This window comes from Streptomyces sp. NPDC087422 (assembly GCF_044744145.1).
Lineage (GTDB): Bacteria > Actinomycetota > Actinomycetes > Streptomycetales > Streptomycetaceae > Actinacidiphila.
Window position 1 is genome coordinate 80,395 of sequence record NZ_JBIUXT010000013.1, and the last position, 19,202, is coordinate 99,596.

The window sequence follows — 19,202 nt, forward strand, 5'->3', positions numbered from 1 at the left end:
CGCGAACGCCCGCAGGCAGCAGTCAGGGAGGACACCGAATGAGTTCGGCCACCGCGTCCGCGGCGCCCCGCAAACCCTGGTTGAGCGTGCTGTTCCAAGGGCTCCAGAAGATGGGCCGCAGCCTCCAGCTGCCGATCGCCGTCCTGCCCGCCGCGGGCATCTTGAACCGGCTGGGCCAGCCGGACGTCTTCGGAGCCGACGGCCTCGGCTGGGACCGGGTGGCCAAGGTCTTCGTCGGCGCGGGCGGCGCGCTGCTGGACGGCTCGATCGGTCTGCCGCTGCTGTTCTGCGTGGGTGTGGCCATCGGCATGGCCAAGAAGTCCGACGGCTCGACCGCGCTCGCCGCGGTGGCCGGTTTCCTGGTCTACAACGGCGTGCTGCACCAGTTCCCCAAGGACTGCGGGCCCGGCACCGTACTGTCGGCGGGCGCGTGCATCGCCAAGGACGGTACGGCGGCGGCGGCCACGTACCAGAACCCCGGTGTCTTCGGCGGCATCGTGCTCGGGCTGCTGACCGCGTACTTCTGGCAGCGCTTCCACCGCACCAAGCTGGTCGACTGGCTCGGCTTCTTCAACGGCCGCCGCCTGGTGCCGATCATGATGGCCGGGGTCGCGATCGTCTTCGCGGTGATCTGCACCTGGGTCTGGCCGCCGATCGGCGACGCGCTGACCAGCTTCAGCAAGTGGCTGGTGGACCTCGGCGCGATCGGCTCGGGCATCTTCGGTGTCGCCAACCGCGCGCTGCTCACGGTGGGTCTGCACCAGTTCCTGAACACCTTCGTGTGGTTCCAGTTCGGCGACTTCACCAAGCCGGACGGCACGGTCGTGCACGGCGACATCCCGCGCTTCCTGGCGGGCGACCCGACGGCCGGGCAGTTCCAGACCGGCTTCTTCCCGATCATGATGTTCGCGCTGCCCGCCGCCGCGCTGGCCATCGCGCACACCGCCAAGCCGCACCGCCGCAAGGAGATCAGCGGCATGATGCTCTCGGTCGGCCTGACGTCGTTCGTCACCGGGATCACCGAGCCGATCGAGTACTCCTTCCTGTTCATCGCACCGCTGCTGTACGCCTTCCACGCGGTGCTGACCGGCGTCTCGATGGCGGTCTGCTGGGGGCTGGGCGCCAAGGACGGCTTCAGCTTCTCGGCCGGTCTGATCGACTACTGCCTGAACTGGAACCTGGCCACCAAACCCTGGCTGCTGCTGATCGTCGGCGCGTGTTTCGCCGTGGTCTACTACGCGCTCTTCCGCTTCGTGATCGTGAAGTTCAACCTGGCCACGCCGGGCCGGGAGCCGGACGAGATCGAGGCCGAGCTGGAGCAGGGCAACGTAAAGTAACGATTCGGCGTCGTAAAAGCCCCCAAGTCCCCGGACTTGGGGGCTTTTGTCATGTCACCCAGCGTGTGACTCACGGCACACGCAACGATCCGGAATCATGGATTCCTTTACGCCTCCCTCACGTGTTAAAACTGGTCTACACCACTGAGTGGTATAGACCACGGCGGCGGGCCGTCCCCTTCCATGCGCCCGCCTCACCAGGAGGAATCTGATGAGTACGGCCACCGGCACGGCGGCTCCCGCGAAGAAGCGGGGCTCCGGCCTGTTCCAGGGTCTGCAGAAGGTGGGACGGAGCCTCCAGCTCCCGATCGCCGTCCTGCCGGCCGCGGGCATCCTGCTCCGGCTCGGCCAGCCCGACGTCTTCGGCGCCGACGGTCTGGGCTGGGGCAAGGTCGCGACCGTCTTCGCCGAGGCCGGCGGCGCGGTCTTCGACAACCTGCCGCTGCTGTTCTGCATAGGCGTCGCCATCGGCTTCGCGAAGAAGTCCGACGGCTCCACCGCGCTGGCCGCCCTGGTCGGCTTCCTGGTCTACAGCCGGGTCCTCCAGGCGTTCCCGGTCACCGACGCGGTCGTCAACACCACCGCCAACAAGGGCGTCGACGTCGCGGCCACGTACAACAACCCCGGTGTCCTCGGCGGCATCCTGATGGGTCTGCTGGCCGCCGTGCTGTGGCAGCGCTTCCACCGCACCAAGCTGGTCGACTGGCTCGGCTTCTTCAACGGCCGCCGCCTCGTCCCGATCATCATGGCCTTCGTCGGCACCGGCATGGGTGTCTTCTTCGGCCTGGTCTGGAAGCCGATCGGCGAGGGCATCAGCAACTTCGGCGAGTGGATGACCGGCCTCGGCGCGGTCGGCGCCGGCCTGTTCGGCCTGATCAACCGCGGTCTGATCCCGGTCGGCATGCACCAGTTCGTGAACTCCGTCGCCTGGTTCCAGATCGGCGACTTCAAGGACGCCTCCGGCACGATCGTGCACGGCGACCTGACCCGGTTCTTCGCCCACGACCCGACCGCGGGCCAGTTCATGGCGGGCTTCTTCCCGATCATGATGTTCGGCCTGCCCGCCGCCGCGCTGGCCATGGCGCACACCGCGCGCCCCGAGCGCCGCAAGGCCGTCATGGGCATGATGCTCTCGCTCGCCCTGACCTCGTTCGTGACCGGTGTCACCGAGCCGATCGAGTTCTCGTTCATGTTCATCGCGCCGCTGCTGTACGCGATCCACGCCGTGCTGACCGCCGCGTCGATGGCCATCACCTGGGCGCTGGGCGTGCACGCGGGCTTCACCTTCTCCGCGGGCTTCATCGACTACGCGCTGAACTGGAACCTCGCCACCAAGCCGTATCTGATCATCCCGATCGGCCTGGTCTTCGGAGCGATCTACTACTTCGTCTTCCGGTTCGCGATCGTCAAGTTCAACATCCCCACCCCGGGCCGCGAGCCCGAGGAGGAGATCGAGGACATCACCAAGTGACGTACGGACGCTGACAGTTCAGCCACCCGCGGCGGGTCCGGGACCGGATACGGTTACGGGCCCGCCGTCCGCGTTCCGGTCAGAGTTCGTAGACCGCGCCGGAGACGGCGAGTTCGACCGGACCTTCGAAGGCGGACTTGGCGTCACGCAGGTTGACCGAGGGGTTGGTCCACGGCGGGATGTGGGTGAGGACCAGGCGTCCGGCGCGGGCGCGGGCGGCGGCCTCCCCGGCCTCGCGGCCGTTGAGGTGCAGCTCGGGGATGTCCTCCTTGCCGTGCGTGAAGGACGCCTCGCACAAGAAGAGGTCGGCGCCGTCCGCGAGCCCGTCCAGGGCGGCGCAGGGGCCGGTGTCGCCGGAGTACGCCAGCGTGCTGCCCTCGTACTCGATACGGAACCCGTACGCCTCGACCGGGTGGCTGACCAGGTCCGTGGTGATGCCGAACGGGCCGAGGCGGAAGGCGCCGGGCTCCAGGGTGCGGAAGTCGAAGACCTCGCTCATGCACTTCTCGTCCGGCACGTCGCCGTAGGCGATGCTCAGACGGCGCTCGGTGCCCTCGGGGCCGTAGACCGGGATCGGGGCGGCGGGGCCGCCGTCGTGCCGGTAGTAGCGGGCCACGAAGTAGCCGCACATGTCGATGCAGTGGTCGGCGTGCAGATGGCTGAGCAGTACGGCGTCCAGGTCGTACAGGCCGCAGTGACGCTGCAGTTCGCCGAGGGCGCCGTTGCCCATGTCGATCAGCAGCCGGAAGCCGTCGGCCTCGACGAGGTAGCTCGAACAAGCCGATTCCGCGGACGGGAACGACCCCGAGCAGCCGACGACGGTGAGCTTCATTCCTGGAAACACCTCCGTGGGCGCGCCACAGATCACCCCATTCCGGCTGGAGTGGGGGGATTGGCGGGACGGTCCGCCATGTCTTGAGAGGGTAAGGCGCGGGGGGTCCTCACGCGCCTCTCCCGCACCTCGTTGTGGGCGGAATCACCAGTACGGGGGGCCGCGGGGCCGGTTGCCGAACACCAACGCGGGCCCCCGCGCACCGGGGGGTGTCCTGGAACGCCGGACGGGCCGGCCGACGAGCGGTCAGGCCCAGAGCTGGCCGTGCAGGGCCGCGACGGCGGCCTCGGTGGACTCGGCGGTGTAGATGCCGGTCGAGAGGTACTTCCAGCCGCCGTCGGCGACGATGAAGACGATGTCGGCGCGCTGGGCGGCGCGGTGCGCCTTGGCGGCCACGCCGAGGGCGGCGTGCAGGGCCGCGCCGGTGGAGACCCCGGCGAAGATGCCTTCCTGCGACAGGAGTTCGCGGGTGCGGCGGACCGCGTCCTCGGAGCCGACGGAGAAGCGGGTGGTGAGCACGGACTCGTCGTACAGCTCGGGCACGAAGCCCTCGTCGAGGTTGCGCAGGCCGTAGACGACGTCGTCGTAGCGCGGCTCGGCGGCGACGACGGAGATTCCCGGCACCTTCTCGCGCAGGAAGCGGCCGACGCCCATGAGGGTGCCGGTGGTGCCGAGACCGGCGACGAAGTGGGTGATGGTGGGGAGGTCGGCGAGGATCTCCGGGCCGGTGGTGGCGTAGTGCGCGGCCGGGTTGGCGGGGTTGCCGTACTGGTAGAGCATCACCCAGTCGGGGTGCTCGGCGGCCAGTTCCTTGGCGACCCGGACCGCGGTGTTGGAGCCGCCCGCGGCCGGTGAGGAGATGATCTCCGCGCCCCACATGGCGAGCAGCTCGCGCCGCTCGGAGGAGGTGTTCTCCGGCATGACGCAGACGATCCGGTAGCCCTTGAGGCGGGCGGCCATGGCCAGCGAGATGCCGGTGTTGCCTGAGGTGGGCTCCAGGATGGTGCAGCCGGGCGTGAGGCGGCCGTCCGCCTCGGCCTGCTCGATCATGTGCAGGGCCGGGCGGTCCTTGACCGAGCCGGTCGGATTGCGGTCCTCCAGCTTCGCCCAGACGCTCACCTCGTCGGACGGCGACAGGCGCGGCAGGCGGACCAGCGGGGTGTTGCCGACCGCCGCCAGCGAACTGTCGTAACGCATCAGCGCGCGCCGCCGGCCACTGCCGGGAGGATCGTCACGCTGTCGCCGTCGGCGACCTTGGTGGAGATGCCGTCGAGGAAGCGGACGTCCTCGTCGTTGAGGTAGACGTTCACGAAGCGGCGCAGCTCGCCGCCGTCCACGACGCGGTCGCGCAGGCCCGCGTGCCGGGTGTCGAGGTCCGCGAACAGCTCGTCCAGGGTGGTCCCGGCGCCTTCGACGGCCTTCTGGCCGTCGGTGTAGGTGCGGAGGATGGTCGGGATGCGGACCTCGATGGCCATGACTGCGCTCCAGTGAGTGCGTGCGTACGACGACAGGGGCGGGGCGGGGCTGCGGTGCTTCAGCGGTCGTGCGGGGTGCGTGCGGAAGCGGGCGCGGGTGGTCAGGCGCCCTGACACGCCGCGCTGGTGCGGCGGCACAGGTCGACGTGCAGCCGCGCCACGAGCAGCGTGCCCGGCGCCTTGTCACTCACGTCGAAGAGAACCATGGGGTCATCGTATCGATTCCCCCTGGTGGGCCGAGACGGCCGTCCCACGATCCGGACCGTCAGACGTAGGAGTCCACGACCTGTACGGGTTCTTCGGTGACGACACCGTCCACGATGCGGAACGAGCGGAACTGGAACTCCTCCGCGAGCGAGACCAGCACGTAGTGCGCGCCGGGTTCCTGGGCGAGCGAGATGTCGGTACGGGAGGGGTACGCCTCGGTCGCGGTGTGCGAGTGGTAGATCACCACCTGCTCCTCGCCGCGCTGCCGCATCTCCTTGTCGAGCCGGAGCTGCTCCATCGAGTCGAACTCGTAGAAGGTGGGTGAGCGGGCCGCGTTCAGCATGGGCACGAACCGCTCGGGGCGGTCGCTGTCCTCGGGGCCCGCGACGACCCCGCACGCCTCGTCGGGGGCGTCGGCCTCGGCGTGCGCGACGATCCGGTCGTACAGGTCCTGGGTGATGGTGAGCATGCGGGAAAAATAACAGGGGCCGCGCGGTCACGGGCCGGTGGTCGGGGCCCGGCGCTCACGGCCCGGTGGTCGCGGTCGCGGCGCTCACGGCCCGGTGGTCGCGGTCGCGGCGGCGGGGGTGGGGGCGGGCGCCAGGTGGGCCCTGCGGGCGAAGGCGGCCGGATTGCGCCGCTTGAGCAGCGCGTAGCCGCCGGCCAGGAGGGCGAGCCACAGCGGGACGCCGTACAGCGAGATCCGGGCGTCGGCGTCGGCGCCGATCAGCACCAGCACCAGGACGAGGAAGGCGAGCGCGAGCCAGCTGGCGACGGCGCCGCCGGGCGCGGTGAACCAGGCCGCCGCCGCGCGCCCGTCCTTGACCGCGGCGCGGTAGCGGATGTGCGAGGCGAGGATCACCCCCCAGGTCCAGACGGCGGCGACGGTCGCGAAGGCGGTGATGTACGTGAACGCGCCTGCGGGGTCGACGTAGTTGAGCCACACGCCGGTGCCCATCAGGGCGACGGAGACCAGGGTGCCGGTGGCCGGGGTGCGGCGGGCGGTGAGGCGGGTGAAGACCCGCGGGCCCTGGCCGTTGACGGCGAGGTCGCGGAGCATGCGCCCGGTGGAGTACATCCCGGAGTTGCAGGACGACAGGGCGGCGGTGAGCACCACGAAGTTGACGATGCCCGCGCCGAAGGGGATGCCGATCCGGGCGAAGGCGGCCACGAACGGGCTGACGCCGGGCCGGAATTCGGTCCAGGGGACGACGCAGAGGATGACGGCGAGCGCGCCGACGTAGAACAGGCCGATGCGCCAGGGAAGGGTGTTGATGGCCTTGGGCAGCGTCTCGCGGGGGTTCTCGGCCTCGCCCGCGGTGACGCCGACGAGTTCGACGGCCAGATAGGCGAACATGACGATCTGGAGGGTGAGCAGCGAGGAGCCGACGCCGTTGGGGAAGACGCCGCCGTCGCGCCACAGGTGGCCGACCGAGGCGGTGTCACCGGCCGCGGACACCCCGAGGGTGAGGACGCCGACGCCGATGAGGATCATGCCCGCGATGGCGGTGACCTTCACCATCGACAGCCAGAACTCGACCTCGCCGAAGAGCCGCACGGAGATCAGGTTGGCCGCGAAGAGCAGGACGAGGAAGCCGAGGGCGGCGGTCCACTGCGGAATCCAGGGCCACCAGTACGCGAGGTAGGTGGCGGCGGCGGTGACCTCGGCCATGCCGGTGACCACCCACATCAGCCAGTACGTCCAGCCGGTGACGAAGCCCGCGAAGGGGCCGAGGAATTCGCGGGCGTAGTCGGCGAAGGAGCCGGACACCGGGCGGTAGGTGAGGAGTTCGCCCAGCGCGCGCATGATGACGAAGATGGCGACGCCCGCGACGGCGTACATCAGGACCAGGCCGGGGCCCGCCTGGTGGATGGCGCGGCCCGCGCCGAGGAACAGGCCGGTGCCGATCGCGCCGCCGATGGCGATCATCTGGATCTGGCGGCTGCCGAGGCCGCGCGCGTACCCCTCGTCCCCCGCCGGGGCCTCGCCCGCCCCGTCCCGCCCGTCCGTTCCACCCGTCACGTCCGACACGTCCGTCATGCCGGATTCGTACCACGCGCGGTACGGCGCCGCCCGTCGGCGGCCGACGGTCCGTCAGGTCGGGTGCGGGCCGGAAGAGGGGCGGATACGGGCCGGGGGCGGGTGGGCGCGGCTCGGGCGCGGCTCAGGCGAGGGCCGCGCGGGGCTCGGGTGAGGGCCGGGCGCGGCTCAGGTGAGGGCTTCGAGCAGGGTCTCCTGGAGCAGGCCGAACCACTGGAAGGCGAGCATCAGCGGCTTGCGCGGGTCCTCGTCCGGCAGGTGGTACAGCTCGCTGCGCTCGTCCTCGCTGACCTCCAGCCGGGCGCCGATGGACAGCCGCAGGTCGTTGAGCGTGCCGAGCCACTGGCGGGCCTCGTCGGCGCTGAGCCGGATCAGCGGGCCGCCCGCGTCCAGAGCGCGCAGCACGGCGAGGGCGTCCTCGCGCTTGCGGGCGCGCAGGTCGTTCTCGGTGAAGCGGCGGAATTCGGCGGCGTCGGCGGTCTCCTCGTACGCGCTCGGGAAGAGCCGGGCCAGCGCCGGGTCCTCCGGGGGCTTGGTGGGGCCGTCGGCGAAGAGCGCGGCCAGCGGGTCGTCGTCGGCCTCCGCGGGCTGGCTGCCCGGACCGACGAGTTCGAGCAACTGCGCCGTGAGGCTGCGGAGGATGGAGATCTCCACGGTGTCCAGCTCGATCGCGGCGCCGCCGCCGCGGACCCGCTCGAAGTAGCCCGCACGGGCGCGGCGGCCCATCAGCGGTCCTGCGTCAAGGTGGCCCACAGGCCGTATCCGTGCATCGCCTGCACGTCGCGTTCCATCTCCTCGCGGGTGCCGCTCGACACCACGGCGCGGCCCTTGTAATGGACGTCTTCCATCAGCTTCTTGGCCTTGCCCTTCGAGTACCCGAAGTAGGTCTGGAAGACATACGTCACGTAGCTCATGAGGTTGACGGGGTCGTTGTGGACGAGGGTCACCCACGGCACGTCCGGCGCGGGAACCTCGAAAGGCGCTTCGCTCGCTTCGGGACGCTCGACTTCTACTGGCGCGACACTCACAGGTTCCATGCTGCCGCTCCTGTGGTGCCTCGCACAAATGGGCGTGCGCGGCACCGCCGAATGGGGGGTTTTGCGCCCGCGCGGAATCCGCCGGTGTGCGGCGCCGCACACTTGCCCCCGAGAAATCGTCACTCTGACGAGTATTGGGGGTAGCATCCTCGCCATGAGCACAGCAGACCTGGGACTGCCGGTGGACGTGCCGTCCACCGCCCTGTTCACCGACCGGTACGAGCTGACGATGCTGCGGGCCGCCCTGCGCAGCGGCGCCGCGCAGCGCCGCTCGGTCTTCGAGGCGTTCACCCGCAGGCTGCCCGAGGGGCGCCGCTACGGAGTGGTCGCCGGCACCGGCCGGGTCCTCGACGCGGTGGAGAACTTCCGCTTCGACGAACCCGTGCTGGAATTCCTGGAGCGCGAGGGCGTGGTGGACTCCGCGACCCTCGACTGGCTGGCGGGCTACCGCTTCACCGGCGACATCTGGGGATACCCGGAGGGCGAGGTGTACTTCCCCGGCTCGCCGATCCTGCGCGTCGAGGGCACCTTCGCCGAGGCCGTGCTGCTGGAGACGGTCATCCTGTCGATCCTCAACCACGACTCGGCGATCGCCGCGGCGGCCTCCCGGATGGCGGTGGCCGCGGGCGGCCGTCCGCTGATGGAGATGGGCGCCAGGCGCGCCCACGAGCTGGCCGCGGTGGCCGCCTCGCGGGCCGCGTACATCGGCGGCTTCGGCTCCTCCTCCAACCTCGCCGCCGGTTTCCGGTACGGCATCCCGACCATCGGCACCAGCGCGCACGCCTTCACGCTGCTGCACGACACCGAGCGCGACGCGTTCACCGCCCAGGTGGACGCGCTCGGCCGCGGCACGACGCTGCTGGTGGACACGTACGACCTCACCAGCGCCGTGCGCACCGCCGTGGAGATCGCCGGGCCCGAGCTGGGAGCGGTCCGGATCGACTCCGGCGACCTGCTGCTGCTCGCCTACCGGGTGCGCCAGCAGCTCGACGACCTCGGCGCCAAGGACACGAAGATCGTCGTGACCTCCGATCTGGACGAGTACGCCATCGCCTCGATGGCCGCCGCGCCCGTGGACGCCTACGGGGTCGGCACCTCCCTGGTCACCGGCAGCGGGCACCCCACCTGCTCGATGGTCTACAAGCTCGTGGCCCGCGCCACCTCCGACGACCCCGACGAGCCGCTGGTCTCCGTCGCCAAGAAGTCACTCGGCGGCAAGACGAGCGTCGGCGGCCGCAAGTGGGCCGCCCGGCGGCTCGACGAGGACGGCGTCGCCGCCGCCGAGGTGGTCGGCACCGGGGCCGTGCCGCCCGAGCTCGCCGACCGCCAGCTCCTCGTCCCCCTCGTCCGCCACGGCGAGGTCATCGGCCGCGAGCCCCTCGACTCCGCCCGCGCCCGCCACATCACCGCTCGCGCGGGCCTTCCCCTCTCCGCGACCCAGCTCTCCCGCGGCGAGCCCGTCCTCCCCACCGAACTGATGTGACCCCCGCGGGGGCGCCCCCTCAGGGGCGCGAGGAACCGCGCGAGCGGCCCGTCGACGGCTGAGCGCGCGGTTCCCCGCGCAGCGGGGAGGGCAACGTCTTACGTTGGGGGGAGCGCACCCCTAGGCTCGGGACCGTTTCCACACTTTCCGCCGGAAGGGCAAAATGCACCGCGCATTGATCGTCGTCGACGTGCAGAACGACTTCTGCGAGGGCGGCAGCCTCGCGGTGACCGGCGGGGCCGACGTGGCCGCGGCGATCACGGACCTGATCGGGGAGTCGGCGGGCAGCTACCGGCACGTCGTCGCCACCAGGGACCACCACATCGACCCGGGCTCGCACTTCTCGGACCGGCCGGACTTCGTGACGTCGTGGCCGGTGCACTGCGTCGCGGGCACGGAGGGCGCGGGGTTCCACCCGAACTTCGCGCCCGCGGTCGCCTCCGGCGCGGTGGACGCGGTCTTCGACAAGGGGGCGTACGCGGCGGCGTACAGCGGCTTCGAGGGCCTGGACGAGAACGGCGCGGCGCTGACCGGCTGGCTGCGCGAGCGCGGCGTCACGGAGGTGGACGTGGTGGGCATCGCCACCGACCACTGCGTGCGGGCGACCGCGCTGGACTCCGTACGCGACGGCTTCACGACCCGCGTGCTGCTCTCGCTGACCGCGGGCGTGGCGCCCACGACGACCGACCGGGCGCTGGTGGAGCTGCGCGAGGCGGGCGTGGAGCTGACCGGCGCCCCGGTGGTCGCCGGCTAGCGCGGAGTACGGTTCAGCTAGCGCGGAGTACGGTTCAGCGCCGAGATCGGGTGCCACAGCTCGGTGCTGGCGCCGACGTCCCCCTTGCCGCGGTATTCGCGCCAGACCAGGCCGTCCGGGTGGTGCAGGACCGCGGTGACCTCGTCGGGCGTGGGCGGCTCGGCGTTGCCGGTGAGCCGGGCGCCGCGGAAGCCGAGGTTGCTGAGCCGGGTGAGGGCGCGCTGCCGGTTCTGGGCGTGCACCACGACCCGTACCGTGCGTTCGGGGCACGCCGGATGCGGCAGGCCGAGTGCGACGACGACCGTGCCGCCCGGGAGCTTGGTGAATCCACCGACCGCCATGGTCACATCATCAGCCGTTCGGCCGCCGCCCACCAGAGGACGACGGCCGAACGCGGGATGAACCCGGATGAAACAGCAGGTCACAGCGGGTGCGACCCGATCAGGACGATCTTCGTGCGGTGACCGTCCCGGTGATCGGCCCGGTGATCGGCCCGGTGATCAGCGGTGCGCCGGCCCGACCTGGAGGGTCATCGTGCTGCCGTCGAGCGCCTCACCGACGATGGTGATCCGGGTGTTGGTGTCCTGCACCTTCACCCCGCCGGTCGGGTTCGCGGCGTCCCAGTAGGAGCCGTAGTGGTCGTCGAAGACCGGGTTGCCGAGCTTCGCCTTGACCTTGGTGGCGACACCGTTGGTGTGCACGGTGAAGCCATCGGTCGGGAACCAACTGAACGGCGAGTCGTACGCCTGGATGCGGTTGCGCATCACGCTGCCGTCCGACCACTTCTCCGCCTTGGCGTGGGCGTCGATCGGCAGGATCTGGCCCGTGCCGGGGTGGATGCCGACGTTGTTGTCGGCCTGCGAGGTGTCCCACAGCCAGACCAGCAGACCGTTCTGGTACGGGTAGTGCTCGACCCAGTCCGGCCGGGTGCTCGTCCAGCCGAAGTTGTACGGGCCGGTCTTCAGCGTCTTGTCGTACGAGACGTACTGCCGGTTCTCCGCGATGTAGTACTGCGGGTAGTCGTTGGTGAACGACGCCCCGATCCGGGAGAAGCCCTTGGCGGTCCAGCCGTTGTCGTCCGTCTCGGCGCCGTCGGTGAAGACGGTCGCGCCGTCCGCGGTGACCGAGATCGCGTCGGCCGCGAAGCCCTGCTGGGCCACGCCGCCGTCGGTCAGGTAGCGGAAGCGGAGCTGGATCTGCTTGCCCGCGTAGGCGTTCAGCGGGAAGGACAGGTCCTGGTACGCGCCGTTGGTGCCGGTCAGCGCCGGGGTGCCGCCGCCGTCGCGCGGGATGGACTTGCCGTTGGCGGTGCCGTCGAGCGCGGTCCAGGTGGCCCCGCCGTCGGCGGACGCCTCGGTGTAGAGGTAGTCGTACCCCTCCTCGATGTCCCACCAGCCCTTGAGGGCCAGCGACGCCGAGGACTTGCCGGTCAGGTCGACCGAGCGGGTCAGGGTGTTGGACAGGTTGTCGCCGCTGCCGCTCCACCACTGCTTGCTGCCCTCGGCGGGCGCGGTGATGGCGGTGGTGACCGCCTTGTCGGGCAGCGAGACGATCAGCGCCTGCTTGTCCTTGGTGTTGTACTCGGCGACGCCCAGCTTGGTCGTCGAGCGCGAAGCGGCCTTGGCCGTACCGTAGTTGAGCCAGCCGAGCTGGAGCTTGTCCCAGGCGCTCATGTCGTCCGGGAGGTCGCCGATCGAGTCCTTGCCGGTGCCCATCCAGGAGCCGGAGGACATCAGCGACCAGAAGCCGACGCTGGACTCGCCGACGTACGTGGTGTCGTACTCGTCGGGCAGGCCGAGGTCGTGGCCGTACTCGTGCGCGAAGACGCCGAGTCCGCCGTTCTCCGGCTGGAGGGTGTAATCACCGATCCAGACGCCGGTGTTGCCGATCTGGGTGCCGCCGGACTTGTTGTCGGCCGGGCCCGTGCGACCCGCGTCGGTGCCGTAGGCGTACCAGCGGTGCGCCCACAGCGCGTCCGTGCCCTGGGCGCCGCCGCCCGCGGACTCGTCCTCGCCCGCGTGCACGATCTGGAAGTGGTCGATGTAGCCGTCGGGCTCGTTGAAGTTGCCGTCGCCGTCGTAGTCGTAGCGGTCCCACTGGTCGTACTGGGCCAGGTCCGCCTTGATCTGCGCGTCGGTGCGGCCCTGGGCCTTCTGGTCGGCGACGTACGCGGTGGTGGCGTCGCGGATCAGGTCCCAGGCGCTGGAGCAGGTGCTGGCGCCGCAGTAGTTGGAGCCGTAACGGGCCTCGTTCCAGGGCACCTTGACCCAGGAGGAGACCTCGCCCTCCACCGAGTAGCGGCCCGAGGACTGCTTCTCGTAGTACTTCGCCAGCGACTCCTTCTTCGCGTCGTGCGAGAAGTAGAGGTCGTTGAAGTGCTGCTGGTTGTAATCCGCCTGCCAGGCCGTGCTGTTGTCGTTCTTCGGGTCCGGCTTGGCGATGGTGTTGTGCGCGGGGCCCGGGTCGCCGCCGTACTTCACGACCGGCGGCTGCGGGCCGTCGGGGCCGTCCGGGTCGTACGTCGTGGTGTTGTCGACCTGGTCGCCGAACTCGACAAGAATCGTGAAGATCTTGTCGGTCTGCTCGCGGCCCAGCTCGACGTACTTGCTCTTCTTGCCCTTGCCGGAGCCGAGTTGGACGACCTTCGAGCCGCCGCGCTGCTGCACGGTCGCGTCGCCGTTCACGACCTGCTGAAGCGCGGCCGTACGCTCGGCCGACTGCTTCTCGCTGAACGGGCCCGGCAGATCGTGGGCCTGGTTCTCCGCCGGATCGTGGCTGGCCACGGGTGCGGGCTGCCCCTTCTCGGCGGGAGCCGCGTACGCCCCCGCGGTGGTGACCGCGGTGACGCCCAACACGGCTATCGCGAGGGCCAGGGCGGCGGGTGTGGTGATCCTCCGCTGCGTTTTCAAGATTTTTGACCTCCCCTTGAGAAAGGCCATTGCATCGGAGTGACGGGAGAAAAAACAGATCTTGACTTGAGCATGGCAGGCCAGTACGTTTACCGGTTTCCCGGCACCGCTCAGCGGACCCACAGGTCACACCAACCGGCCGCCGCCGTCCGGGCGTTGACGGACACCGGCGTCCGCAGGATGAGACGCCTGACACGCTTGCGACCCCGTGCGCCCCCTCGTGCTCCGCACCGTGGGTTAGGTCACGCTTACCCCATGTTCGGGCCGGGCATGCCGAAGCGTAGAGCCAGCCCGCTACCGAGGACGGATTCCCCCAATGCCACGTCCTACGACCGCGCAACTCGCCTACGGTTCCCTGACCGTTGTCCTGTCCACCTTCGCGATGCTCCTGCTGTCGGACGCACGGTCCGGCGTGGGAGTCGCCGTCATTTGCGCGGCGGGACTGATCCTGGGCCTGCTCGTCGCGGTGACCGTCACCCTGCCCTTCGTCGCCCGGGTGCGGTCCGCCCAGGCCCGGCCCAGCGCCTCCACCGGTTCTACCGGTTCCACCGTTCCCGCCGCCGAGTCCGGCGCCCAACCGTCCCCCGCACAGCGCCCGCTCCCCCGGGCCGCCGGCGGTCGCGGCGTACGCGAGTCGTCGCGGGTCGGCGAGGCGTCACTACGACGCTGAGGCCCGGCGCGGACCCGCGCGGAAGACCCGCACCGCATGTCACCGCTGAAGGCACTTCGGCACTTCGGCACTTCACGGCGCCACCGCTTCATCGCTCCAGCGCTCGTCCGCTGCACCGCTTCACCGTTGCACCGCGTCAGACGGCGGCCACGACCACGGTCCTGGCCGCCTTGTCGTGCAGGCACTGCCGGAACGGCTTGTCCCAGGTGCACCACAGGGAGTTGAGCAGCCAGAAGAGCGGGCCGATCAGGATCGTGACGAGCACGCCGGGCAGCGCGTAGACCGCGGCCCGCGTCCAGCCGACGCCGCCGGGGACCGCGCCGTCCTCCAGGCGCGCCGCGCGTATCCGCAGCAGCATCTTGCCGAGGGTCTGCCCGCGGGCGGCGGTCATGGCGCCCTCGTAGAGGAAGTACGCGATGAAGGTCGCCGCCCCCGCGAGGATCTCCTTGCCGCGGCCCGCGTCACCTGGATGGGACAGATCACCGCCGAACACCGCCGCGCTGAGCAGCACGTCGAGGACGATCAGGATCGCGGTGTCGACGACCCGGGCCAGGAACCGCTGGCCGAGGGAGGCGAGCGGGGCCATCCCGGACGGCTGGTCTGCACTCATGACGCTCAGTCAATCAGCCATCCGGGTGGCGGTACAGGGCGTGTGCGGCGCCCTTCCGCCCGGCCGCCGGTCCGTCAGGCGGTCTGGACGACCACCGTCTTGGCGGCCTTGTCATGGAGCCCCTGCTTGTACGGCTTGTCGAACAGCACCGTGATGCCGAGGATCACGAACCAGACGCAGCTGCAGCAGAAGGCGGGCAGCCACAGCACGAGCGCGCGCAGCCCCGCCGCCGCGGAGGTGGGCACGCTGCCGTTCTCCAGCATCGCCACGCGCAGCTTCATCAGCTTCTTGCCCACCGTCTGGCCGGTGGACCGGGTCATGAACCACTCGTAGAGGAAGCCGAGCACCGCGAAGAAGGCGCCGCCGACCGCCGACTTGCCGCTGCTGAAGTTGTCGGTGCCGCCCGCCGCCCAGTCCAGCAGACCGGCCGGGATCAGCACGATGATCACGTCGATGACGCGGGCCAGCACGCGCTTGCCGCCGTCCGCCAGCGGCGGCATCCCGGCCAGCGGGTCCTGCGGGGCGCCGCCGTAGGGGTTGTTGGGGTCCCCGGGCCCGCCGGGACCGCCAGGACCGCCGCCGTACGGATTCGCCGGGCCGCCGGGACCGCCGCCGCCGTACGGATTCGCCGGGCCGCCGGGACCGCCGCCGTAGGGGTTGTCGGAGCCGCCGGGGCCGCCCGGAGTGGCGGGACCGCCGCCGTACGGGTCGCCGCCGTACGGATTGCCCGGCGGCGGGGTGCCCTGGGCGCCGTTGTACGGGCCGCCGGCCTGGTCGCCTGGCGGCTTGGCGAAGGGGTCCTGGGGGGAACCGGGCGCTGGCTGATCGGTACTCATGTCCCGAGTCAAACCCGGACACCGGCCGCCCGCCCGCTGCGGACTCCGTTCGGAGTACGGCGCCGCCCCGGACGTACGGCATCGGCGCGGACGTACGACCCGCCCCCGGACGTGACCTCAGTCGGCCGCCACGAACGTCCGCGCGGCCTTGTCGTGCCAGCACTGGCGCCACGGGCGGTCGAAGAGGCACCAGGCGAGGCCGACGACGCCGACGACCAGGACGTCCAGCACGGTGTGGGTCAGCCAGCGGCGAAGGCTCGGGCCGAAGGCCGGCGGGATCTGCGCCTCGACGTCCAGCACCCGCAGGCCCACCAGCTTCTTGCCCAGCGTGCGCCCCCACTTGACGGTCGGCAGCACTTCGAGCAGCAGGCCCGCCAGGACCGCCACCAGCAGCACCACGGCCAACTCCAGGCCCGTCGTGCCGTCGATCAGCCACACCTTCACGGTCTCGCCGCTCTGCTTCGCGTCGTCCACCTTCGTATGGATGTGGTGGTACGCGGCCGTGCCCAGCGGTACGGCCGCGGCGGCGGTCACCGCGCAGAACAGCACCGTGTCGAGCACGCGCGCCGCGAACCGCCGCACCAGCGCACCCGGCCGCCCCTGCGCCGAGATCATGCTCAGGAACGGGTCACCGGCCGGGGGCCGCCACGGCGCCGGGCGCTCCTCGCCCGCGGGCCGCTCCTGCTCCCCCGCCGACTGCCGGGCCAGATGGTGCACCTGCTGCGCCCAGGGCGCGGCCTGCGGTTGAGGCTGCGGCTGGGCCTGCGGCTGCGGCTGCGGCTGGGGGGCGGCCTGCGGCTGGGCGTGGACCTGCGGCTGGGCGTGGACCTGCGGCTGGTGGGGCGGTGTCCGCGGCTGGGGCCGCTCGGCGGCGGGCGGAGGCTGCTGCGCGGGCACGCCCGGCGCGGCGGCCGTGCCCGCGGCGCCCCAGGAGATCCGCGGCGGCTCGGCGCCGGGCTCCTGCCCGGCGGGCCGGGGCCAGGAAGGAGCGGGCTCCGGGGCGGACGCCGGGGCCGCAGCGGGCGCCGGCGTACCGAAGTCGGAGTGCGGCGCCCCCGGGTCCTCGTCGAGGAACATTGGCCCGGACTCGTCCATCGCCGGGGCGGGCGGAGGGGAAGAAGAAGGGGACGGGGACGGAACCGGCGCCTCACCCGCGGCGGGCGCGGGCCGGCTCGTACCCGGCACCCAGGTGGAGCCGTTCCAGTAGCGGATGTAGTTCGGGACCGAGGGGTCAGGGTAGTAGCCCGGGGCCGGGGACGCGGAGGAGGAACCGGAGGAGCCAGAAGTGGGTGCGCTCATGGTTCACGGAATCCGTATCTGCTCGGTCTGGGGGGTTTGTGACGTCCACATCTACCAGACGCGCGGGCCCGGCGTGACCGCCGTTCCCCGCACCGCCCGGCTTCGGAGGGCGTACTTGTCTTTACCCGTACGCGCCCCCTCGTGCCCGTGCTTCAGGAAATTTGAACCGAATCCCGCGAACCCGCGTAATGGTTGGAGTGGTACGCGCTCTCTCCTGGTGCAGGCCCCGGCGCAGCACCCGCTGCGCGTCACCGAAGACACCGCGGAACACGCGGAACGCGAAATGGGGCTGCCGCGCCGAGGAAAGGATGTCGAGTCGATGCACACCGTGGTGGAACGCGAACTGGAAATGCAGCTAGTGCTGTCGCCGGAGCGGAGCATCCCCGTACCCGCCAGGCTGGCCTATCGCACGGATGATCCCTTTGCCGTGCACATCACTTTCCACGTGGGCTCCGACGCCCCCGTGAACTGGACCTTCGCCCGCGAGCTGATCGTGGAGGGGGTGTTCAGGCCGTGCGGTCACGGTGACGTGCGGATCTGGCCGACGAAGGTCAACGGCCGCAGCGTGATCTGTCTGGCCCTCAGCTCCCCCGACGGCAACGCGCTGCTGGAGGCGCCCTCGTCGCCGGTCGCGGCCTGGCTGGAGCGGACGCTGCGGGTGGTGCCGCCGGGCACCGAGCACGAGCAGCTCGGCATGGACGACGGTCTCAGCCGGTTGCTCGCCCCGACCACGCGGGACGAGCTGTGGCTGAGCGATCCGTGGTCGGGGAAGGACGAGACGCCGGACGCGGGGGCGTGAGGGCCGGGCACGCCCGGCGCGGCCCTCAGAACAGCTTGCCCGGATTCAGCAGCCCGAGCGGGTCGAAGACGGCCTTCACGCCGCGCTGCAACTCGACGCCGGTGGGGCCGAGTTCGCGGGCCAGCCAGTCCTTCTTGAGCAGGCCGACGCCGTGCTCGCCGGTGATGGTGCCGCCGAGTGCGAGACCGAGCGCCATGATCTCGTCGAAGGACTCGCGGGCCCGCAGGGCCTCGTCGGGGTCGTGCGCGTCGAAGCAGACCACGGGGTGGGTGTTGCCGTCGCCCGCGTGCGCGCACACCCCGATCGTCAGGCCGAACTTGGCCGAGATGTCCGCGACGCCGTCCAGCATCTCGCCGAGCTTCGCGCGCGGTACGCACACGTCGTCGATCATCATGGCCGTCGAGATGGTCTCCAGCGCCGTCAGCGACAGGCGGCGCGCCTGGAGCAGCATCTCGGACTCGGCGCTGTCCTCCGCGGGCACCACGTCGGTGGCGCCCGCCGCCGTGCACAGCTCGCCGACCGCGGCGAGGTCGGCGGCCGGGTCGGCGGTGTCGAAGGCGGCGAGCAGCATGGCCTCGGTGGTCTCGGGCAGGCCCATGTTCGCCATCGCGTTGACCGCGCGGATGGTCGTGCCGTCCATCAGCTCCAGCAGCGACGGCACATGGCCGCTCTCCATGATCGAGCAGACGGCGGCGCAGGCCGCGGCGGCCGACGGGAATTCGGCGACCATGGCGAGCTGGCGCGGCGGCGCGGGCCGCAGCGCGAGGACCGCCTTCACGACGATGCCGAGGGTGCCCTCGGAGCCGACGAAGAGCCGCGTGAGGTCGTATCCCGCCACGCCCTTGGCGGTGCGCCGCCCGGTGGTCAGCAGCCGCCCGTCGGCCAGCACCACCTCGAGGCCGAGGACGTACTCGGCCGTCACCCCGTACTTCACGCAGCACAGGCCGCCCGCGCCGGTGCCGATGTTGCCGCCGATCGTGCACTGTTCCCAGCTCGACGGGTCCGGCGGGTAGGACAGGCCGTGCTCGCCGACCGCCCTGGACAGCACGGCGTTGACGACGCCCGGTTCGACCACGGCGATCCGGTCGACCGTGTCGATCTCCAGGATGCGGTCCATCTTCACCAGCGAGAGCACGATGCAGCCGTCCATGGCGTTGGCGCCGCCGGACAGCCCGGTCCGCGCCCCCTGCGGTACGACCGGCGCCCGGTGCGCGGTCGCGGTCCGCATGACGTGCTGCACGTCCTCGGTGCTGCGGGGCAGCACGACCGCCGCCGGGGTGCCGACGGCGGAGAAGCTCGCCATGTCCTGGGAGTACGCCGCGACGACGTCGGGGTCGGTCAGTACCGCCTCCGGCGGCAGGCCGCCGCGCAGTGCGGTGATCAGTTCATCGTGCATGTGTTCACCCTGACAGGCCGGGGCCCCGCCCTCAAGGGCGGGACCC

Annotated in this window: 20 protein-coding genes; 6 read left to right on the forward strand and 14 right to left on the reverse strand. The window is 71.1% G+C overall.

Annotated features, from left to right (window positions below; all coding sequences use genetic code 11):
• Window positions 1–38: 38 nt before the first annotated feature.
• Window positions 39–1,337: a PTS transporter subunit EIIC gene (locus ACIO6U_RS31025; protein ID WP_355343101.1), complete on the forward strand. Its 1,299-nt coding sequence runs from the start codon at window positions 39–41 to the stop codon at window positions 1,335–1,337.
• 211 nt (window positions 1,338–1,548) lie between these two features.
• Entirely contained in the window at window positions 1,549–2,808 is a 1,260-nt protein-coding gene (locus ACIO6U_RS31030; RefSeq protein ID WP_355343098.1) for a PTS transporter subunit EIIC, read from the forward strand.
• Between the two features lie 79 nt (window positions 2,809–2,887).
• Here ACIO6U_RS31030 and ACIO6U_RS31035 read toward each other — a convergent pair whose 3' ends face one another.
• The 8 genes from ACIO6U_RS31035 to clpS all read right to left on the reverse strand — a co-directional run bounded on the left by ACIO6U_RS31035 (window position 2,888) and on the right by clpS (window position 8,400).
• The gene (locus ACIO6U_RS31035; protein ID WP_355343095.1) at window positions 2,888–3,640 is read right to left on the reverse strand and encodes an MBL fold metallo-hydrolase; all 753 of its coding nucleotides are present in this window, start codon (window positions 3,638–3,640) and stop codon (window positions 2,888–2,890) included.
• A gap of 246 nt (window positions 3,641–3,886) precedes the next feature.
• The gene (locus ACIO6U_RS31040; protein WP_391047110.1) at window positions 3,887–4,837 is read right to left on the reverse strand and encodes a cysteine synthase; all 951 of its coding nucleotides are present in this window, start codon (window positions 4,835–4,837) and stop codon (window positions 3,887–3,889) included.
• On the reverse strand, window positions 4,837–5,115 hold the full coding sequence (locus ACIO6U_RS31045; RefSeq protein WP_188282154.1) for a MoaD/ThiS family protein: 279 nt from the start codon (window positions 5,113–5,115) through the stop codon (window positions 4,837–4,839). The genes ACIO6U_RS31040 and ACIO6U_RS31045 overlap by 1 nt, the downstream gene beginning before the upstream one ends.
• Before the next feature lie 101 nt (window positions 5,116–5,216).
• Entirely contained in the window at window positions 5,217–5,321 is a 105-nt protein-coding gene (locus ACIO6U_RS31050; protein WP_317452711.1) for a putative leader peptide, read from the reverse strand.
• Between the two features lie 59 nt (window positions 5,322–5,380).
• A complete protein-coding gene (locus ACIO6U_RS31055; protein ID WP_355343087.1) occupies window positions 5,381–5,791 on the reverse strand; it encodes a M67 family metallopeptidase in 411 nt (136 codons plus the stop codon).
• Between the two features lie 84 nt (window positions 5,792–5,875).
• Window positions 5,876–7,363 carry an amino acid permease gene (locus ACIO6U_RS31060; RefSeq protein ID WP_355343084.1) on the reverse strand — a complete coding sequence of 496 codons (1,488 nt, stop codon included), beginning with the start codon at window positions 7,361–7,363 and terminating at the stop codon, window positions 5,876–5,878.
• Between the two features lie 168 nt (window positions 7,364–7,531).
• Window positions 7,532–8,089, reverse strand: coding sequence for a DUF2017 family protein (locus ACIO6U_RS31065; RefSeq protein ID WP_391047204.1), 558 nt, complete (start codon window positions 8,087–8,089; stop codon window positions 7,532–7,534).
• The gene (clpS, locus tag ACIO6U_RS31070; protein WP_188282151.1) at window positions 8,089–8,400 is read right to left on the reverse strand and encodes an ATP-dependent Clp protease adapter ClpS; all 312 of its coding nucleotides are present in this window, start codon (window positions 8,398–8,400) and stop codon (window positions 8,089–8,091) included. The genes ACIO6U_RS31065 and clpS overlap by 1 nt, the downstream gene beginning before the upstream one ends.
• A 154-nt stretch (window positions 8,401–8,554) precedes the next feature.
• Here clpS and ACIO6U_RS31075 point away from each other — a divergent pair, with 154 nt between their 5' ends.
• Together ACIO6U_RS31075 and ACIO6U_RS31080 are read left to right on the forward strand one after the other, a co-directional pair.
• Window positions 8,555–9,883, forward strand: coding sequence for a nicotinate phosphoribosyltransferase (locus tag ACIO6U_RS31075; RefSeq protein WP_355343081.1), 1,329 nt, complete (start codon window positions 8,555–8,557; stop codon window positions 9,881–9,883).
• 163 nt (window positions 9,884–10,046) lie between these two features.
• Entirely contained in the window at window positions 10,047–10,637 is a 591-nt protein-coding gene (locus tag ACIO6U_RS31080; protein WP_355343078.1) for an isochorismatase family protein, read from the forward strand.
• Between the two features lie 17 nt (window positions 10,638–10,654).
• Here the strand turns inward: ACIO6U_RS31080 and ACIO6U_RS31085 are convergent, their stop codons facing one another.
• Window positions 10,655–10,978: a hypothetical protein gene (locus ACIO6U_RS31085; protein ID WP_355343075.1), complete on the reverse strand. Its 324-nt coding sequence runs from the start codon at window positions 10,976–10,978 to the stop codon at window positions 10,655–10,657.
• A 159-nt stretch (window positions 10,979–11,137) separates the two neighbouring features.
• Window positions 11,138–13,546 (reverse strand): immune inhibitor A domain-containing protein, encoded by a 2,409-nt coding sequence (locus ACIO6U_RS31090; RefSeq protein ID WP_391163956.1) that lies wholly within the window; start codon window positions 13,544–13,546, stop codon window positions 11,138–11,140.
• A gap of 316 nt (window positions 13,547–13,862) precedes the next feature.
• On the opposite strand from ACIO6U_RS31090, the gene ACIO6U_RS31095 reads away from it, so the two are divergent.
• Window positions 13,863–14,216 carry a hypothetical protein gene (locus ACIO6U_RS31095; RefSeq protein ID WP_401724155.1) on the forward strand — a complete coding sequence of 118 codons (354 nt, stop codon included), beginning with the start codon at window positions 13,863–13,865 and terminating at the stop codon, window positions 14,214–14,216.
• A 136-nt stretch (window positions 14,217–14,352) separates the two neighbouring features.
• Here ACIO6U_RS31095 and ACIO6U_RS31100 read toward each other — a convergent pair whose 3' ends face one another.
• From ACIO6U_RS31100 to ACIO6U_RS31110, 3 genes are all read right to left on the reverse strand, one after another.
• On the reverse strand, window positions 14,353–14,826 hold the full coding sequence (locus ACIO6U_RS31100; RefSeq protein WP_401304919.1) for an RDD family protein: 474 nt from the start codon (window positions 14,824–14,826) through the stop codon (window positions 14,353–14,355).
• 74 nt (window positions 14,827–14,900) lie between these two features.
• Window positions 14,901–15,662 (reverse strand): RDD family protein, encoded by a 762-nt coding sequence (locus tag ACIO6U_RS31105; protein WP_401724158.1) that lies wholly within the window; start codon window positions 15,660–15,662, stop codon window positions 14,901–14,903.
• 117 nt (window positions 15,663–15,779) lie between these two features.
• Window positions 15,780–16,961 carry an RDD family protein gene (locus tag ACIO6U_RS31110; protein ID WP_401724161.1) on the reverse strand — a complete coding sequence of 394 codons (1,182 nt, stop codon included), beginning with the start codon at window positions 16,959–16,961 and terminating at the stop codon, window positions 15,780–15,782.
• A gap of 319 nt (window positions 16,962–17,280) precedes the next feature.
• Between ACIO6U_RS31110 and ACIO6U_RS31115 the strand changes: the two genes are divergently transcribed.
• Window positions 17,281–17,760 (forward strand): SsgA family sporulation/cell division regulator, encoded by a 480-nt coding sequence (locus tag ACIO6U_RS31115; RefSeq protein WP_355343286.1) that lies wholly within the window; start codon window positions 17,281–17,283, stop codon window positions 17,758–17,760.
• Window positions 17,761–17,785: 25 nt separating this feature from the next.
• On the opposite strand, the gene ACIO6U_RS31120 is transcribed toward ACIO6U_RS31115, so the two are convergent.
• Window positions 17,786–19,156: an FAD-linked oxidase C-terminal domain-containing protein gene (locus ACIO6U_RS31120; RefSeq protein WP_355343057.1), complete on the reverse strand. Its 1,371-nt coding sequence runs from the start codon at window positions 19,154–19,156 to the stop codon at window positions 17,786–17,788.
• Window positions 19,157–19,202: the final 46 nt, after the last annotated feature.

Bases quoted from the DNA above. Each gene is read 5' to 3' on its own strand.
- ACIO6U_RS31060 (WP_355343084.1), bottom strand. From the start codon at position 7,363: ATGACGGACGTGTCGGACGTGACGGGTGGAACGGACGGGCGGGACGGG.
- ACIO6U_RS31095 (WP_401724155.1), top strand. From the start codon at position 13,863: ATGCCACGTCCTACGACCGCGCAACTCGCCTACGGTTCCCTGACCGTT.
- ACIO6U_RS31035 (WP_355343095.1), bottom strand. From the start codon at position 3,640: ATGAAGCTCACCGTCGTCGGCTGCTCGGGGTCGTTCCCGTCCGCGGAA.
- ACIO6U_RS31100 (WP_401304919.1), bottom strand. From the start codon at position 14,826: ATGAGTGCAGACCAGCCGTCCGGGATGGCCCCGCTCGCCTCCCTCGGC.
- ACIO6U_RS31030 (WP_355343098.1), top strand. From the start codon at position 1,549: ATGAGTACGGCCACCGGCACGGCGGCTCCCGCGAAGAAGCGGGGCTCC.
- ACIO6U_RS31105 (WP_401724158.1), bottom strand. From the start codon at position 15,662: ATGAGTACCGATCAGCCAGCGCCCGGTTCCCCCCAGGACCCCTTCGCC.
- ACIO6U_RS31110 (WP_401724161.1), bottom strand. From the start codon at position 16,961: ATGAGCGCACCCACTTCTGGCTCCTCCGGTTCCTCCTCCGCGTCCCCG.
- ACIO6U_RS31120 (WP_355343057.1), bottom strand. From the start codon at position 19,156: ATGCACGATGAACTGATCACCGCACTGCGCGGCGGCCTGCCGCCGGAG.
- ACIO6U_RS31050 (WP_317452711.1), bottom strand. From the start codon at position 5,321: ATGGTTCTCTTCGACGTGAGTGACAAGGCGCCGGGCACGCTGCTCGTG.
- ACIO6U_RS31065 (WP_391047204.1), bottom strand. From the start codon at position 8,089: ATGGGCCGCCGCGCCCGTGCGGGCTACTTCGAGCGGGTCCGCGGCGGC.
- clpS (WP_188282151.1), bottom strand. From the start codon at position 8,400: ATGGAACCTGTGAGTGTCGCGCCAGTAGAAGTCGAGCGTCCCGAAGCG.
- ACIO6U_RS31115 (WP_355343286.1), top strand. From the start codon at position 17,281: ATGCACACCGTGGTGGAACGCGAACTGGAAATGCAGCTAGTGCTGTCG.
- ACIO6U_RS31055 (WP_355343087.1), bottom strand. From the start codon at position 5,791: ATGCTCACCATCACCCAGGACCTGTACGACCGGATCGTCGCGCACGCC.
- ACIO6U_RS31075 (WP_355343081.1), top strand. From the start codon at position 8,555: ATGAGCACAGCAGACCTGGGACTGCCGGTGGACGTGCCGTCCACCGCC.
- ACIO6U_RS31040 (WP_391047110.1), bottom strand. From the start codon at position 4,837: ATGCGTTACGACAGTTCGCTGGCGGCGGTCGGCAACACCCCGCTGGTC.
- ACIO6U_RS31085 (WP_355343075.1), bottom strand. From the start codon at position 10,978: ATGGCGGTCGGTGGATTCACCAAGCTCCCGGGCGGCACGGTCGTCGTC.
- ACIO6U_RS31025 (WP_355343101.1), top strand. From the start codon at position 39: ATGAGTTCGGCCACCGCGTCCGCGGCGCCCCGCAAACCCTGGTTGAGC.
- ACIO6U_RS31080 (WP_355343078.1), top strand. From the start codon at position 10,047: ATGCACCGCGCATTGATCGTCGTCGACGTGCAGAACGACTTCTGCGAG.
- ACIO6U_RS31045 (WP_188282154.1), bottom strand. From the start codon at position 5,115: ATGGCCATCGAGGTCCGCATCCCGACCATCCTCCGCACCTACACCGAC.